This window comes from Pseudomonas sp. 3MA1 (assembly GCF_029237275.1).
GTDB classification, from domain to species: Bacteria; Pseudomonadota; Gammaproteobacteria; order Pseudomonadales; family Pseudomonadaceae; genus Aquipseudomonas; species Aquipseudomonas fluorescens_AP.
In genome coordinates this window covers 403,378-417,578 of the sequence record NZ_JAACFX010000001.1, presented here as the reverse complement: position 1 = coordinate 417,578, position 14,201 = coordinate 403,378, and the positions used below count along the sequence as shown (strand labels likewise).

General features: G+C 63.8%; 14 protein-coding genes and 1 tRNA gene. 11 read left to right on the top strand and 4 right to left on the bottom strand.

Annotation, left to right across the window (positions count from 1 at the left end):
- Nucleotides 1–35 precede the first annotated feature (35 nt).
- Entirely contained in the window at nt 36–1,148 is a 1,113-nt protein-coding gene (locus GWQ44_RS01985; RefSeq protein ID WP_103741469.1) for an enoyl-CoA hydratase/isomerase family protein, read from the top strand.
- Nucleotides 1,149–1,197: 49 nt separating this feature from the next.
- Here the strand turns inward: GWQ44_RS01985 and GWQ44_RS01980 are convergent, their stop codons facing one another.
- Complete coding sequence (locus tag GWQ44_RS01980) at nt 1,198–1,584, bottom strand: hypothetical protein (protein ID WP_080963011.1); 387 nt, start codon at nt 1,582–1,584, stop codon at nt 1,198–1,200.
- Between the two features lie 303 nt (nt 1,585–1,887).
- Here GWQ44_RS01980 and GWQ44_RS01975 point away from each other — a divergent pair, with 303 nt between their 5' ends.
- From GWQ44_RS01975 to GWQ44_RS01955, 5 genes are all read left to right on the top strand, one after another.
- The gene (locus GWQ44_RS01975; RefSeq protein ID WP_275926543.1) at nt 1,888–3,375 is read left to right on the top strand and encodes a sensor domain-containing diguanylate cyclase; all 1,488 of its coding nucleotides are present in this window, start codon (nt 1,888–1,890) and stop codon (nt 3,373–3,375) included.
- Nucleotides 3,368–3,586, top strand: coding sequence for a cysteine-rich CWC family protein (locus GWQ44_RS01970; RefSeq protein WP_275926542.1), 219 nt, complete (start codon nt 3,368–3,370; stop codon nt 3,584–3,586). Before GWQ44_RS01975 ends, GWQ44_RS01970 begins: the two co-directional genes overlap by 8 nt.
- Nucleotides 3,587–3,619: 33 nt before the next feature.
- A complete protein-coding gene (locus GWQ44_RS01965; protein WP_275926541.1) occupies nt 3,620–4,312 on the top strand; it encodes a pseudouridine synthase in 693 nt (230 codons plus the stop codon).
- 324 nt (nt 4,313–4,636) lie between these two features.
- Nucleotides 4,637–5,521 (top strand): alpha/beta hydrolase, encoded by an 885-nt coding sequence (locus tag GWQ44_RS01960; protein WP_016964201.1) that lies wholly within the window; start codon nt 4,637–4,639, stop codon nt 5,519–5,521.
- A gap of 157 nt (nt 5,522–5,678) precedes the next feature.
- Nucleotides 5,679–5,752 (top strand) — tRNA-Gly (locus GWQ44_RS01955).
- Nucleotides 5,753–5,868: 116 nt separating this feature from the next.
- Here GWQ44_RS01955 and GWQ44_RS01950 read toward each other — a convergent pair.
- On the bottom strand, nt 5,869–6,297 hold the full coding sequence (locus GWQ44_RS01950; protein WP_179597692.1) for an SMI1/KNR4 family protein: 429 nt from the start codon (nt 6,295–6,297) through the stop codon (nt 5,869–5,871).
- Between the two features lie 268 nt (nt 6,298–6,565).
- On the opposite strand from GWQ44_RS01950, the gene GWQ44_RS01945 reads away from it, so the two are divergent.
- Nucleotides 6,566–7,294 carry a class I SAM-dependent methyltransferase gene (locus GWQ44_RS01945; protein ID WP_275926540.1) on the top strand — a complete coding sequence of 243 codons (729 nt, stop codon included), beginning with the start codon at nt 6,566–6,568 and terminating at the stop codon, nt 7,292–7,294.
- Nucleotides 7,295–7,341: 47 nt separating this feature from the next.
- Here GWQ44_RS01945 and GWQ44_RS01940 read toward each other — a convergent pair whose 3' ends face one another.
- A complete protein-coding gene (locus GWQ44_RS01940) occupies nt 7,342–9,117 on the bottom strand; it encodes a sensor domain-containing phosphodiesterase (RefSeq protein WP_275926539.1) in 1,776 nt (591 codons plus the stop codon).
- Nucleotides 9,118–9,413: 296 nt separating this feature from the next.
- Between GWQ44_RS01940 and GWQ44_RS01935 the strand changes: the two genes are divergently transcribed.
- The 4 genes from GWQ44_RS01935 (at nt 9,414) to GWQ44_RS01920 (ending at nt 13,450) form a co-directional block, all read left to right on the top strand.
- The gene (locus GWQ44_RS01935) at nt 9,414–10,952 is read left to right on the top strand and encodes a DUF1800 domain-containing protein (RefSeq protein WP_275926538.1); all 1,539 of its coding nucleotides are present in this window, start codon (nt 9,414–9,416) and stop codon (nt 10,950–10,952) included.
- A 42-nt stretch (nt 10,953–10,994) separates the two neighbouring features.
- The gene (locus tag GWQ44_RS01930; RefSeq protein ID WP_275926537.1) at nt 10,995–12,191 is read left to right on the top strand and encodes a DUF1501 domain-containing protein; all 1,197 of its coding nucleotides are present in this window, start codon (nt 10,995–10,997) and stop codon (nt 12,189–12,191) included.
- Nucleotides 12,192–12,533: 342 nt separating this feature from the next.
- A complete protein-coding gene (locus GWQ44_RS01925; protein WP_016964208.1) occupies nt 12,534–12,821 on the top strand; it encodes a hypothetical protein in 288 nt (95 codons plus the stop codon).
- Nucleotides 12,822–13,075: 254 nt separating this feature from the next.
- Entirely contained in the window at nt 13,076–13,450 is a 375-nt protein-coding gene (locus GWQ44_RS01920; RefSeq protein ID WP_275926536.1) for a hypothetical protein, read from the top strand.
- Nucleotides 13,451–13,506: 56 nt separating this feature from the next.
- Here the strand turns inward: GWQ44_RS01920 and GWQ44_RS01915 are convergent, their stop codons facing one another.
- Nucleotides 13,507–14,043 carry a GNAT family N-acetyltransferase gene (locus GWQ44_RS01915; protein WP_016964210.1) on the bottom strand — a complete coding sequence of 179 codons (537 nt, stop codon included), beginning with the start codon at nt 14,041–14,043 and terminating at the stop codon, nt 13,507–13,509.
- Nucleotides 14,044–14,201 lie beyond the last annotated feature (158 nt).

Sequence of the window (14,201 nt, the reverse complement as noted above, 5' to 3'; positions counted from 1 at the left end):
ATACTGAGCGCTCAAATTTCCCCATCGAGGTCACGATGAACCTGCACGTCGAAGAACTCACCGGCACCGATGGCGCACGCATCGCCATTGCCACCCTGGACGCGGAAAAATCCCTGAACGCCCTGTCGCTGCCGATGATCCAGCAGTTGAGCGAACGCCTCGACGCCTGGGCCAAGGACCCGCAAGTGGTCTGCGTGCTGCTGCGCGGCAACGGCGCCAAGGCCTTCTGTGCCGGTGGCGAAGTGCGCAGCCTGGCCCAGGCCTGCCTGGATCATCCGGGCGAAGTACCGGCGTTGGCCGGGCATTTTTTCGCCGCGGAATACCGCCTCGACTATCGCCTGCACACCTACCCCAAGCCGGTGATCTGCTGGGGCCACGGCTATGTACTGGGCGGCGGCATGGGGCTGCTGCAAGGCGCCGGTATCCGCATCGTCACTCCCAGCAGTCGCCTGGCGATGCCGGAGATCAGCATCGGCTTGTATCCCGATGTGGGCGCCAGCTGGTTCCTTTCACGCATGCCCGGCAAGCTCGGCCTGTTTCTCGGACTCACCGGCGCCCATATGAATGGCCGTGACGCCCTGGACCTGGGTCTCGCCGATCGCTTCCTGCTGGATGAGCAACAGGAGGCGCTGATCGAAGGCTTGCTGCAGTTGAACTGGCAGGAGCAGACCCCGCGGCAGCTCAACAGCCTGCTCAAGGCCTTGCAGCAGGAAGCATCGGCGCAACTGCCCGAAGCCCAATGGCTGCCGCGCCGGGCGCAGATCGACGAATGGCTGGATGTCAGTGACGTGGCCTGCGCCTGGCGCGCCATCAGCCAGTTGCAGCATCACCACGATGCCCTCTACCAACGCGCGGCCCAGACCCTGACCCAGGGCTGCCCGCTGACGGCCCATCTGGTCTGGGAACAGATCCGCCGCGCCCGTTACCTGTCGCTGGCCGAGGTATTCCAGATGGAATACACCCTGAGCCTGAACTGCTGCCGGCATCCGGAGTTCGCCGAAGGCGTGCGTGCGCGCCTGATCGACAAGGATCATCAGCCGCACTGGCACTGGGCGGATATCACTCAGGTGCCTGAGGCCGTGGTCGAAGCGCACTTCCACAAAGCTTGGGAAGGTCGCCATCCCCTGGCGGACCTGACCGATTACTAAAAAGCCCGTAGCCGCCCGAGGCGGCTACGGGCTCCCGACCCTGGCCGAATCAGTGGCCGCGCCCACCACGTCCATGGTCGCCGCGGCCACGCCCGCCGTGACCGCCCCAGTCCTGATTGCCGCCGTTGTCATTGTTCCAGTTGCCGTGGCGCTCATGCCCGCCCCAGCCCTGGGCGGGATAAGGTCGGTAGACCGCCCGGGGGACCTGGTAATAACGCGGAGCCGGTGAGTAGTAGCGCGGCGCCGGCTGGTAATAGCGTGGCGCGTAGTAGCTGCGTCCGGTGGAGTAATAGGATGAACCGCCACCGTAGTAATAAGCCGGCGCCGGGGAGCTGTAGACCTCGGAGCTGTAATAGCTTGAGCCTCCATCGTAATAAGGGACGCACGCGCCAAGACTCAAACCCAGTAATGCAACAAGCAGAAGTCGACGATACATGGCGGCCTCCTGGACCGCGAAGAAGCCACGCCAGCGACGCTGGCAGGCGGCAATCAGCAACAGGCTGACTGACGAAATATCTGACCGCAAAATTGCCTTCTGGTGCGATTCCGGCAACACATTGATACAAGTCACGCGACCGCTGGCAGGTCCCCGCCCGCGGCGTCTCAAGGCTTGGAATGGCGGCGGCGAAAGAGGCCTTGGCAACGTATCAACGCCAAGACAATTCAGTGCATGGATGAACGAGTCATTTGCCCGCCGTGCCACTAGAATGCGTCATCGGGCCACTATCACGGAATTACCATGGCGCTTCGTTCTCCCCTGTATTCGCAACGTTCGCTGGTGCTGGTCCTGATCACCCTGCTGGGCAGTGGCTTCCTTGCCACCTCCCTGCTCAGCTACTACGCCTCGCGGGATTCGATCCGCGACAACATCGTCAACACCGAACTGCCGCTGACTTCCGACACCGTGTATTCGGAAATCCAGAAGGACCTGGTACGACCGGTGCTCATCTCCTCGATGATGGCCCGCGACACCTTCATGCGTGACTGGGTGGTGGCCGGTGAACGCGACCCCAGCCAGATGACCCGCTACCTCAACGAGGTCATGACCCACTACGACGCCTACACCGCCTTTTTCGTCTCCAACACCAGCCTCACCTACTACCAGGCCAAGGGCGTGCTGAAGAAGGTCAAGGTCGATGAACCCCGGGACGCCTGGTACTTTCGCGTGCGCAATATGGCCACGCCCTACGAGATCAACGTCGACCCGGACCTGGCCAACCAGGACAAGCTGACCTTCTTCATCAACTACAAGGTCTACGACTACCAGGAGCGTTTCATCGGCGCCGCCGGCGTCGGCCTGACGGTGGACGCGGTGATCAAGCTGATCGACAAGTACCAGCAGCGCTACCAGCGCAGCGTGTACTTCGTCGACACCTTCGGGCGCATCGTGCTGACCGGTGCCGACGGTGGGCCCCAGGGCGCCCGCAGCGGCCAGTCCCTGCATGACCTGGAAAGCCTCAAGGAACTGATGGCCCAACTGCCCAAGCCCCACAGCGGCAGCTATGAATACTCGACCCAGGGCCAGGGGCATTTTCTCAATGTGCGCTTCATTCCCGAGCTGAACTGGTACCTGTTCGTCGACAAGCGCGAAGATGGCGCCCTCAACGGCATTCGCCAGTCGCTGTACCTGAACCTGCTGATCTGCCTGGTGATCACCGCCATCGTGCTGATCCTGCTCAGCGGCGTGGTGCGCCGTTACCAGCGCAAGATCGAAACCCAGGCCACCCTCGACAGCCTGACCCGCCTGCCCAACCGCCGCGGCTTCGACCTGCTGGCGGCCCAGGCCCTGCAAGAGGCGCGACGCGACTTGACGCCGCTCTGCGCCCTGCTGCTGGACCTGGATCACTTCAAGCGCCTCAACGATACCTACGGCCACCTGGCCGGGGACCAGGTGCTCAGCGGCTTCGCCCGGGACCTGCAGGACTGCCTGCGCCAGTCCGATATCGTCTGTCGCTGGGGCGGCGAGGAATTCATCGTCCTGCTCAAGGACACCCAGAGCGGGCCCGCCCTGCAGATCGCCGAAAAGATTCGGCAGCTGACCGAACGGCAGCGCTACCACTATGAAGGGCAGTCCCTGCAACTGACCGTCAGTATCGGCTTGACCGCCCTGCAACCGGCAGACACCCTGCACAGCCTGCTGTCCCGTGCCGATCATGCGATGTACCGCGCCAAGCAAAGTGGACGTAATCGAACCTGCGTGGAAATGCCTGACTCCAGCCATGAATGAACCTGACCTTTGCCCGGCCTGCGGTGCCCGCAACGATTGCGTCCTGGCCGACCCTCGCACGGCGGACCGCGCCTGCTGGTGCTACAGCGTGAGCATCGACCCGGCCATCATCGAGGCCCTGGCGCCCCACCTGCGCGACCGTGCCTGCCTGTGCCCGCGCTGCGCCGGGGTCGAGGCGCAGTTGCGCGCCGGCACCCTGCCGCGCTCTTGAAACCCGCCCACCCTCTGCCTGCGATCGCCTGCCATGCGCCTTGACCGTTTCCTCAGCAACCTGCCGCGCTTCAACCGCCAACAGGTGCGCCTGCTGCTGGTGCAGCGGCGCGTGTGCATCGACGGTCAGCCGGTCAGCGATCCCCGGGCCGAGGTTCGCGAATTCAGTCGGGTGGAACTGGATGAGGAGGTGCTGCAGGCCGGCAAGCCGGCGCGCTACTTCATGCTGCACAAGCCCATGGGTTGCGTCAGTGCCACCCGTGATCCCGAGCACCAGACCGTGCTGGAGCTGATCCACGAGCCGGACCCGCAGGAGCTGCACATCGCCGGACGCCTGGACTACAACACCACCGGGCTGATGCTGATCACCAACGACGGCCAGTGGTCGCGGCGCCTGACCCAGCCGCAGACCAAACTGCCCAAGCTGTACTACGTGGAAACCGAAGACGAGATGGGCCCCGAGTACATCCAGACCTTCGCCCGCGGCCTGTATTTCGCCTTCGAGGACCTCACCACCCTGCCCGCGCAGTTACAGATCCTCGGTCCGCGCAGCGCCCGGCTGAGCATCGTCGAAGGGCGCTATCACCAGGTCAAGCGCATGTTCGGCCACTTCAACAACAAGGTGCTGCGCCTGCACCGCGAACGCATGGGGCCGCTGGTGCTGGACGAGCGGCTGGCCCCCGGCGAGTACCGGCCCCTGAGCGGCGACGAAATCCGCCTGATCTGAGGCTCGCCATGCCCGGACGACCGCTGAGCAGAAGCTGTCGAACAATTTGCCCAATCGACTTGCAGGTTATCGATTGCCCTGCTTGAATCAGTCCGTCGGCCGAATTGTGACCGATGAGTCACGAACAGACATCTAAGAAACCTTTTGCCGGCCTGAGCCCTGCCTGCTCTGCATTTCCCCCGGCAAATCGCCCGCCTATAACAACACCCGTCGACCTGCCTTACCGGATCGACATGGGCTCCCATTCAAGGCGTATGCCTACCTGTCACATTGCCCGTGCACACTCAAGTTGCGCGCATACCCGCTTGCCAGGAGTCTTATGACATGAGGCCAGAAATCGCTGTGCTGGATATACAGGGTCAGTATCGGGTTTACACGGAGTTCTATCGCGCAGACGCCGCGGACAAGACCATCATTCTGGTCAACGGCTCGATGGCCACCACTGCGTCCTTTGCCCAGACCGTGAAGAACCTGCACCCGCAGTTCAACGTGGTGCTCTACGACCAGCCCTACGCGGGCCGCTCCAAGGCCCACAACAAACACGAACGGATGCTCACCAAGGAAGTGGAGGGACAGATCCTTCTGGAGTTGATCGAGCACTTTGCCGCCGAGCACGTGCTGTCGTTTTCCTGGGGCGGCGCCGCCGCCTTGCAGGCCCTGGCCCAGCGTCCGCGGCGCATCGAGAAAGCCGTGATCAGCTCGTTCTCGCCGGTGATCAACGAGCCGATGCGCGACTATCTGGAGCGCGGTGTCGACTACCTCGGCAACCTCGACCGCCATCGCGTCGGCCACCTGGTCAACGACACCATCGGCAAGCACCTGCCCTCGCTGTTCAAGCGCTACAACTATCGCCACGTCAGCAGCCTGGCGGAGCACGAGTACGGGCAGATGCACTTCCACATCAGCCATGTGCTCAACGGCGACCGGCAGTGCTACTTGCGGGCGGCGAAGAACATCCAGGTGCCGGTGCTGTTTCTCAACGGTGAGTGGGACGAGTACACCTCGGCCAACGACGCCAAGCTGTTCGCCGACCATGTGCAGCACGCAAGCTTCAGCACCATCCAGGCCACCGGGCACTTTCTCGACATGGAACACAAGGCCGCCTGCCGCGACAGCCGCCAGGCACTGCTGGGATTCCTCAAGCCGGGTCAGTACGACGGTCGAACGCGCGCGCACTATGATCAGCCTCAGCATGCACGGGCGATCTGACCGTGCAGCGTCACAGGTGGGCCGGCCGTCCTTGAAAAACCCTGTTTTTCCTGGCGCATGGCCCACCTGCGGCGAACAGCGATGACACGCAAGCACAGGTCAGATAAAGAAAAACTTCAAATCTGCGGCCACATCTGGTACAAAGTCAGCCGTTCGAGCGGGTGTCGTATAATGGCATTACTCCAGCTTCCCAAGCTGATAACGAGGGTTCGATTCCCTTCACCCGCTCCACTTCCCCCAATCTGCGAGTTAGCGCAGATCCGCAAAACCGCTTTTCAGTCCTTGAACTCAAGCGACAACTTCTCTTCCAAGCTTCAAGCCTGACGACTCAAGCCCCAGCCTTGTGCCTAGCCCGGCCGATCGCTGCTGGCCAGAAAAGCCGCATAGTTATCTGCAACAACGGTTGTCCGGCCAGTCTCATGCGACCACAGCACCACCACGGGCTCCGCGGCCTGGCCCAGTACGGCGTAATCGAAGCAGTAGTAGTCGCCGGTGCCGAACTGAGCGAACGGCAGCCAGCGGGAGAAGCCCGCCGAATCAGTGCAGACGCTGTCCTGCCACGCCTGCCAGCCACCCTCGAAATGCCGGACTATCGACTCCCAGGTCTTGCGCGGATCGCGCGCATCAAAGACCGGAAACACTTCCAGAGCCCCCAGTGCCTTGCCGTTGTGATCCAGAAGCCACTCGACGAACGATCCGGGCAAGGTTCGCCCCAATGCCGTCTCGGCAGAACGGATCGCCTCGATGGTCGTGCCTATCACTCTCGCTTTGCCCATGAATCCTCGCTGGCTACAGGCCAGCCATCGGGAAGATTCGGCAGGCCTTGGCCGGCGATTGTGCTCCTGACAATCGGCGCGCGCAAAGCACCCGGCGATAGCCCGGCCTGGCCAATTGGCTAAGATATCCGGCCTGTTTCCCCGTACCCCCTGCCCGGCCATCGACGATACCTGCGTCGCGCCCTCCGAGGGACAAGCCCCTCAGCCGCTTCTTTTGCATGATTCGCCCGACATCACGGGCTGCACACGAACCTGAAGGAACTGCGAGATGACCCAGAACATTTACGACGACCCGAGCTTTTTCCAGGGTTATAGCCAACTGGGCCGCTCCATCGGCGGCCTGAATGCGGCACCAGAATGGCCGGCCCTGCAAGCCCTGCTGCCACCGATGAACGGCCTTCGGGTGCTGGACCTGGGCTGCGGCTATGGCTGGTTCAGCCGTTGGGCCAGCGAACAGGGGGCCCAGCAGGTGCTGGGTCTGGACGTTTCGCAGAAGATGCTGGCGACCGCCCGCGCCCGCACCTCGGCGCCCAACATCGATTATCAGCAGGCCGACCTGGAACACCTGAGCCTGCCCAGTTGCAGCTGCGACCTGGCCTACAGCTCCCTGGCCCTGCATTACATCAAGGACCTGCGCGGCCTGTTCGCCCAGGTCTACGCCGCCCTGGTGCCCGGGGCGCGTCTGGTGTTCTCCATCGAGCACCCGATTTTCATGGCTCCACGCAATCCGGGCTGGCAGGTGGACGACCAGGGCCGCAAGTCCTGGCCCCTGGACAGCTACCAGCAGGAAGGCGAACGGATCACCCATTGGCTGGCCGAGGGGGTGATCAAGCAGCACCGCACCCTGGGCACCCTGCTCAACACCCTGATCGCTACGGGGTTCAACATTCGCCACGTCGAGGAATGGGGACCGAGCGCCCAGCAAGTGCTGGATCAACCGGCCCTGGAAGAAGAGCGCGAGCGACCGATGATGTTGCTGGTGGCCGCCCAACGCTGAAGCGGCCGCCATGGCGCGACCGCCCCGGCAGGCTTGTCCGGCATGGCTCAGAAGCCCTGCTGCAAGGGAAAGCGCCGGGCGCCGCTGCGGGCGAGGAATTTTTCCTGGGCCATGGGCCGGGCCAGGAAGTAGCCCTGGGCCTCGTCGCAACCAAAGGACCGCAGCATCTGCAAGCATTTGAAACTCTCGATGCCCTCGGCCACGGTGCGGTAGCCCAGTTCCCGGGCCAGGGCGATCACCGAGCGGGTGATCTTCTGGTGCTGGGCGCTGCTCTCCAGGTCAGTGACCATGGATTTGTCGAGCTTCACCACATTGGCCGGGATCTGGTGCAGGTAGGCGAAGTTGCTGTAGCCGGTGCCAAAGTCGTCGATGGCCACATCCATGCCCAGGCCGCGAATCTTGCTCAGCTGATCCAGCACCTTGGGGTTGGAGCGCAGCCAGGCCCCTTCGGTGATTTCCACCTCCAGGCGCTGCGGGTCGATGCGATGACGCCGGCAGGCATCGCGCAGCACATCGGCGATGTCCTGATCCTCAAAATCCTGGGGCGAGAGGTTGATCGACAGACGCTGCACGTCGCTGGAACTCCAGCGGTGCAGACGCTCCAGCACGGCATTGATCACCCAATGGGTCACCCGGTGGATCAGCGCATTGCGCTCCATGACCGGAATGAACTCGGCCGGTGAAATCGGCCCCAGCCACGGATGATCCCAGCGGATCAATGCCTCGGCGCTGACCTGGGCGCCGTCGGGCAGGGCAAAGCGCGGCTGGAACATCAGGTAGATCTGCCCGCTGTCCAGGGCTTCGCTGATGTCCGAGGCGAGGTTGAAGGCGCGCCGATAGGCCTGGTCACGCACCCCATCGTAAGGCGCCCAGGTGCTGCGGTTGAGGGTCGCCAGCTCCAGGGCGAACATGGCCTTGCGCAGCACGTCGGATACCGCGTCGCGGTCCGTGGAAAACTCCACCGTGCCCGCGCACACCCCGGGAATCATCGGCAATTCCAGGCCCGGCGGCTGACGGCGCAGGCGGCGCACCAAGCCTTCCAGAAAGCGCTCGATCCCCGGGGCCGCCGGCAGCAGGAACCCGAAGCGCTTGACCGATACGTGGTACACCCGCACATGCCGCCCCAGGTAGGCGAGCAGTTGCTGAGCCAGGAAACGCACGATGGTTTCGAACGGCGCCAGGCCCATGGCCAGGGTCAGTTCGTGGGCCACGGCCATGTCCACCGCATCCACCAGCACCAGCACGCGCCTTTCTCCCGGGTGTTCATCCGCCAGGTCGTACAGGTCGCTCTGGAACTGTTCACGGTTGGGCAGGCAGCTCACCGGGTCACGCCGGGTCAGGCGCTGGCGATGCTCGATCTGCTCCATCACCAGCGATGCCAAGTCGCGCAATTGCTGGCGCTCGGCGGCGTTCAGGCGCTGGGGCTGCTTGTCGATGACGCACAGACTGCCAATCGCATGCCCGGTGGAAGTGATCAGCGGCGCACCGGCATAAAAACCGATGCTCGGATCATCAGTCACCAGGGGATTGGCGTGAAAACGCACATCCTGGCGGGCGTTTTCCACCTCGAACACATCATCGTTTCTGATGGTGTACGCGCAGAACGATTGCTCGATGGGGGTCTGCTCGGCCGCAAACCCCACCCGCGACTTGAACCACTGCCGATCACGGTCCACCAGGGTGATCAACGCCGTGGGCACCTTGAAATACTCGGCGGCCAACCGGCAGATGCGGTCGAAGCGCTCGCAGCGGGCGGTATCCAGCAGTTCCAGGGCATACAGGGCAGCCAGGCGCTGCTCCTCGGCCAACGCCTTATCGGGCATACGCCGTCTCGGGCAGGATCAACACACTCATCAGCAACCTATCTCACTCACGCGGGGATATAACGACACCCGGAAACCGGGCCGAACCTTGAAGTAATGGCATTACGATATCCATCGACAGCATGACGCAGTGACTAGTGCTTGCCAATTCCATCCGTCGGACGAACGGTCGACGGCAAGCGTCCGAACCCTTCGTTGAAACACTTGATCTAGAGCGATCTACCCAGGAAGGTAAAGCTCAGCCAGGCCGCGCTGCGACGCTATACCGCTGCCCTCTCCATCCGGAAAACCGCCCCATGCCAAGGCCCCATACGTTGCATCGTTGCCTGTACCTGGCGAGCGCCCTGACCGTGCTCCTGCCGATCCTCGCCCAGGCCGCCGAGCCCCAGCCCCCCAGCGCCGCCGACATCGCCTGGCTCAGGCGCGACGGCTTCGATCTGGACACCGCGCAACTCCAGCGCCTGCGCCAACTGGGCCGCAACGGCTTGCTCGAAGCGCAACTGCAAGACCGCCTGCGCGAGCCGTTGCCAGCGGCAATCGACGCCCTGTTGCGCAGCTACCCGGCGCTGAACGGCTCGACCCCGGCCTTGCTCCAGGACTTCAAGCAACATCAGGAGCAGCTCAAGGCCATGCCCGAAGGCGAGGCCCGCAACCAGGCCAAGCAGGACCTTCGCCAGCGGGCCAACCAGCTCGCCGAGCAGACCCAGTCCGCTGTGCTGCTGCAGGCCATCTATGGCCCCAACCAGCTCAAGGAGCAGTTGGTGCTGTTCTGGCTCAATCACTTCAGCGTGTTCCAGGGCAAGGGCCAGGTGCGGCTGCTGAGCGCCGACTACGTGAACGAGGCGATTCGCCCCCATGCCCTGGGCAAGTTCAAGGACCTGCTGCTGGCCACCCTGCAAAGCCCGGCGATGCTCGAATACCTCGACAACAACCAGAACGCCAAGGGCCAGCTCAACGAAAACTACGCCCGTGAGCTGCTGGAGTTGCACACCCTGGGCGTGGCGGCCGGCTACAGCCAGGAGGATGTGCAGCAATTGGCACTGATCCTGACCGGCGCCGGGTTGATGCCCCTGGACGGTCGCCAACAACGCTTCCCCCGGCCCTTGCAGCCACTGGTGGTGCAACAGGGTCTGTTCCAGTTCAACCCCAAGCGCCATGACTTCAGCGACAAGCACCTGCTCGGCCACTCCATCAAAGGCAGCGGCTACGACGAGATCACCCAGGCCATCGACCTGATCACCCGGCAACCGGCCTGCGCCCAGTTCATCTCGCGCAAGCTGGCCCAGTACTTTGTCGCCGACGAACCGCCAGCGGCCCTGGTGGCCCGCATGGCCAAGACCTTCCACGACAGCGACGGCGACATCGCCCAGGTCATGCGCACGCTGATGCAGTCGCCGGAGTTGCTGCAAGCGGCCGGCAAGAAATTCAAGGACCCGCAACAGTTCGTGGTGTCGGCGCTGCGCCTGACCTATGACGGCAAGCCCGTGGCCAACCCGCGACCACTGCTCAACTGGCTGAATCAGCTGGGCCAGCCGGTGTTCGGGCGGATTACCCCCGACGGCTGGCCACTGCTGGCCAGTGGCTGGTCGAGCTCCGGGCAGATGGCCAAGCGCTTTGAAATCGCCCGGGCCATAGGTTCGGGCAACAACCGGCTGTTCACCGCCGAAGGCAGCACGGTGCCGGGGCCGGGGTTTCCAATGATCACCACGCCGATGTACTACCAGGCGATCGCACCGCATCTTTCCAGCGCCACCCGCAACGCCCTGGAACAGGCCGTCTCGCCCCAGGAGTGGAACACCTTCCTGCTGTCCTCGCCGGACTTCAACAACCGCTGAGCACGCGCCAACCGGCTGCGCGCCACCTGACCAGGAACCGCCATGAATCGTCGCCAACTGCTGATTGCCGCAGCCGCCGCAGCCGCCCTGCCCGGCCTGTCGTTTTCCGCCCGGCTGTTCGCCGCGCCGGCCGCCGCGCCGCGTACCCTGCTGGTGTTCCTGCGCGGCGGCTACGACTGCAACAACCTGCTGGCGCCCTACAGCAGCGACTTCTACTACGAGTCGCGGCCGAACCTGGCGATCGCCCGACCTGACGCGCACAACCCGCAAAGCGCCATCGCCCTGGACAGCCACTGGGGCCTGAACCCGGTGCTGCGCGACTCGCTGTACCCGCTGTGGCAACGCAAGGAAATGGCCTTCGTGCCCTTTGCCGGCACCGACGACCTGTCGCGCAGCCACTTCGAAACCCAGGACAGCATCGAGGCCGGCCAGCCGAGCCAGCCAGGCCGGCGCTACGATTCGGGCTTTCTCGCACGCCTGGCCCGGCAAGTGCCCGACAGCGCGCCAATGGCTTTCACCGACGCCCTGCCCCTGAGCTTCCAGGGTGGCCGGGACATTCCCAACCTGTCCCTGCGCAGTGCCGGCAAGGTGCCCTTCGATGCGCGCCAGGCGAACATTCTGTCGTCCATGTACCAGCACACGCCCTACGCCGCGGCGGCCAGCGACGGTCTGGCCTTGCGCCAGAAAGTCTCCCAGGAACTGCAGCAAGAGATGCTCGCGGCCAATCGCGGGGCGGCCAATGCGCAGGACTTCGCCACCCAGACCCGGCGCATGGCCAGCCTGATGCGCGAGCAATACCGCCTGGGTTTTGTCGACGTCGGCGGCTGGGACACCCACGTCAACCAGGGCAGCACCCAGGGCCCGTTGGCCAACAACCTGGCCAACCTCGGGCAGGGGCTGGCGGCCTATGCAGAAGCCATGGGCGAGCACTGGAACAACAGCCTGGTGATCGTGGTGTCCGAATTCGGCCGGACCTTTCGCGAGAATGGCGCCAAGGGCACCGATCACGGCCACGGCACGGTGTACTGGGTGCTCGGCGGCGCTGTACGCGGTGGGCGCCTGGCCGGCGAACAGGTGGCGGTGAATGCCCAGAGCCTGCTGCAGAACCGCGACTATCCGGTGCTCAACAACTACCGTGATCTGCTCGGTGGCCTGTTGGCCAAAACCTGGGGGCTGACGGGCGCCCAGGTGCAGGAAGTGTTCCCCCACTCCCGGCCCAACGCCCTGGGGCTGGTCTGAAGTCTCGGCCAGGTAGCCGGATAAACACGAAAAAAAAGAGCGATCCGAAGATCGCCCTTGAGGCTTGCCAGCCGATGCCTCGGGCCACTGGCCACGACAGACTCTTGGCGATCTGCCGTGCATCCGCAGCAAGCCATTTGCCCCCTGTTAGCGCCTCGCTCCTGCTTGGCGTGCCGATCTTTTTAGCAGCTGGCAACTGTCTGCTTGCTGAACCCGGATGCAACCCGGGCCAGGATGCCTGCGCCCACCCAGCGACCCGAGACGCTTGCCAAACGGCGCAAAACAGCCAAGCATGCGCCGCCCGCGCCCTGGGCGCCCCTCGCTCACGGAAGGAGCCGAACCTTGAAAAAACTGCTGTTTCTGCTCGCCCTCATCCTGTTGCTGCTGCTCAATGTCGGCTACTACACCGAGCTGGAAGAGGCTGAAACCCACACCCGCTGGTTTCTCAAGCAAGCCCCGACCCTGCGCCTGGAGTTTTTCAACATCCACGCCAATGACGGTGATTACCGGCGCGTGGAAAAACTCAGCGACGAACAACGGCAGATGATCATCGACTACTGCAAATACCGCCTGGGGATCGACACCCAGGTCACCACCCAAGCCGATGTGGAGCGTTGCGCCAAGCTCTAGGACAACGCTCTGCGGGCACGCCAAGGTCCTCGCCCGCAGCTTTGGTACTCGTCTCATGTTGCCCGGACAAACCCGCGCCTATGGTCGCAACGGCCCGACTGCGCAACGCGCGCTACTGGCCTGCGCGCCGCTGCCCCGGCCCGCCGCGCGTCCCGGGGTGGTATGGTGGCCGGCTGCCCTGCGTGCCGGGGCTCACTGGAGGAGCAATACGCTGAACGCCTGGTCGTGAAGCTTGAGGAGGTCACTGAAGAGATATGTGTAACGCCAAAGACATCTACACAGCGGGTTGGGTCCTGGTGGTCATGTCCGGGCTGGTGTCCCTGATGATCCAGGTGTACCTGGGCTATTTCAGGCTCGATGACATGGTCAGGCACCTGGCGCGCTGCCGGGTCATCGCCATCCGCCTGCCACTTCTGGGCAAGGATCCCCTGAGCCGCTTCTTCATGCTGCTGTGCATCGGCGCCATGTTCGCCATGCCCCACTTGTTCCTGCGCAGCGGCGGCATGAACGCCAAGGACTACCGGAAATTCCCCCTGGGCCTGAAGTGCCTGATCAATCTGTTCCAGCTCGCGGCCCTGGCCGCCGCAATCGCCTTCCTGGTGCTGTGGTGGGTCAGCCGTCACCTCTGAGGCCACCGTCGAGCCTGCGGGGCACCAGCTAGCGGTGCCCCGCAGTTGAACGCGCCTCAGCCAGCGACCGCTTGTTGCTGGAAATCCTCGCGGGTCATTGCAAAGAAGCGGCAAGGCAAGCCTTCAAAGTCGGCCTCGTGGGTGAAGCGAAAACCGATCTTGCGCGCCACCGCCAACGACGCCGCGTTATCGACATGGGCATCGACGACGATCCGCTCCACGGCTGGATCGGCAAACGCATGCTCGACAATCCGCCGCGCGGCCTCGCTGGCAAAACCCTGCCCCCAGGCCCGCCGTACCAGGCGCCAGCCCATTTCCAGCTCGGGCCCGACGGCGTCAAAGGGAATGAACGACACCCAGCCCAGCAATTCATCCGGCGCGTCCTTGGCGAAGATCGCCCAATAACCGCAGCGCGGACCGAAGTCCTGGGTCATGCGCGAGTGCAGGAAATCCCGGTGCCATTGGCCGCCGTCCCAGGTGCCCGGGACAAAGCGCGTGACGTCGGGGTCCAGGTCCATGCGCAGGCAGGCCTGGAAATGCTCAAGAGTGCGTGGGCGCAGCAATAGCCGGGGGGTTTCAAGGTGCAGGTTCATCCGTGAGCGTCCAGGAAAGTCGGGCGCCCATGAAATCGCATCGGGCGAAAAAACAGAAGAGGCAGCAAGCGGCCGGCAGCCACGCATACACTTTTCGACATGATTGTTCAGACAGTTCTGATTGAATGACACAGATTCGCACATGAGAATCGCTTCCA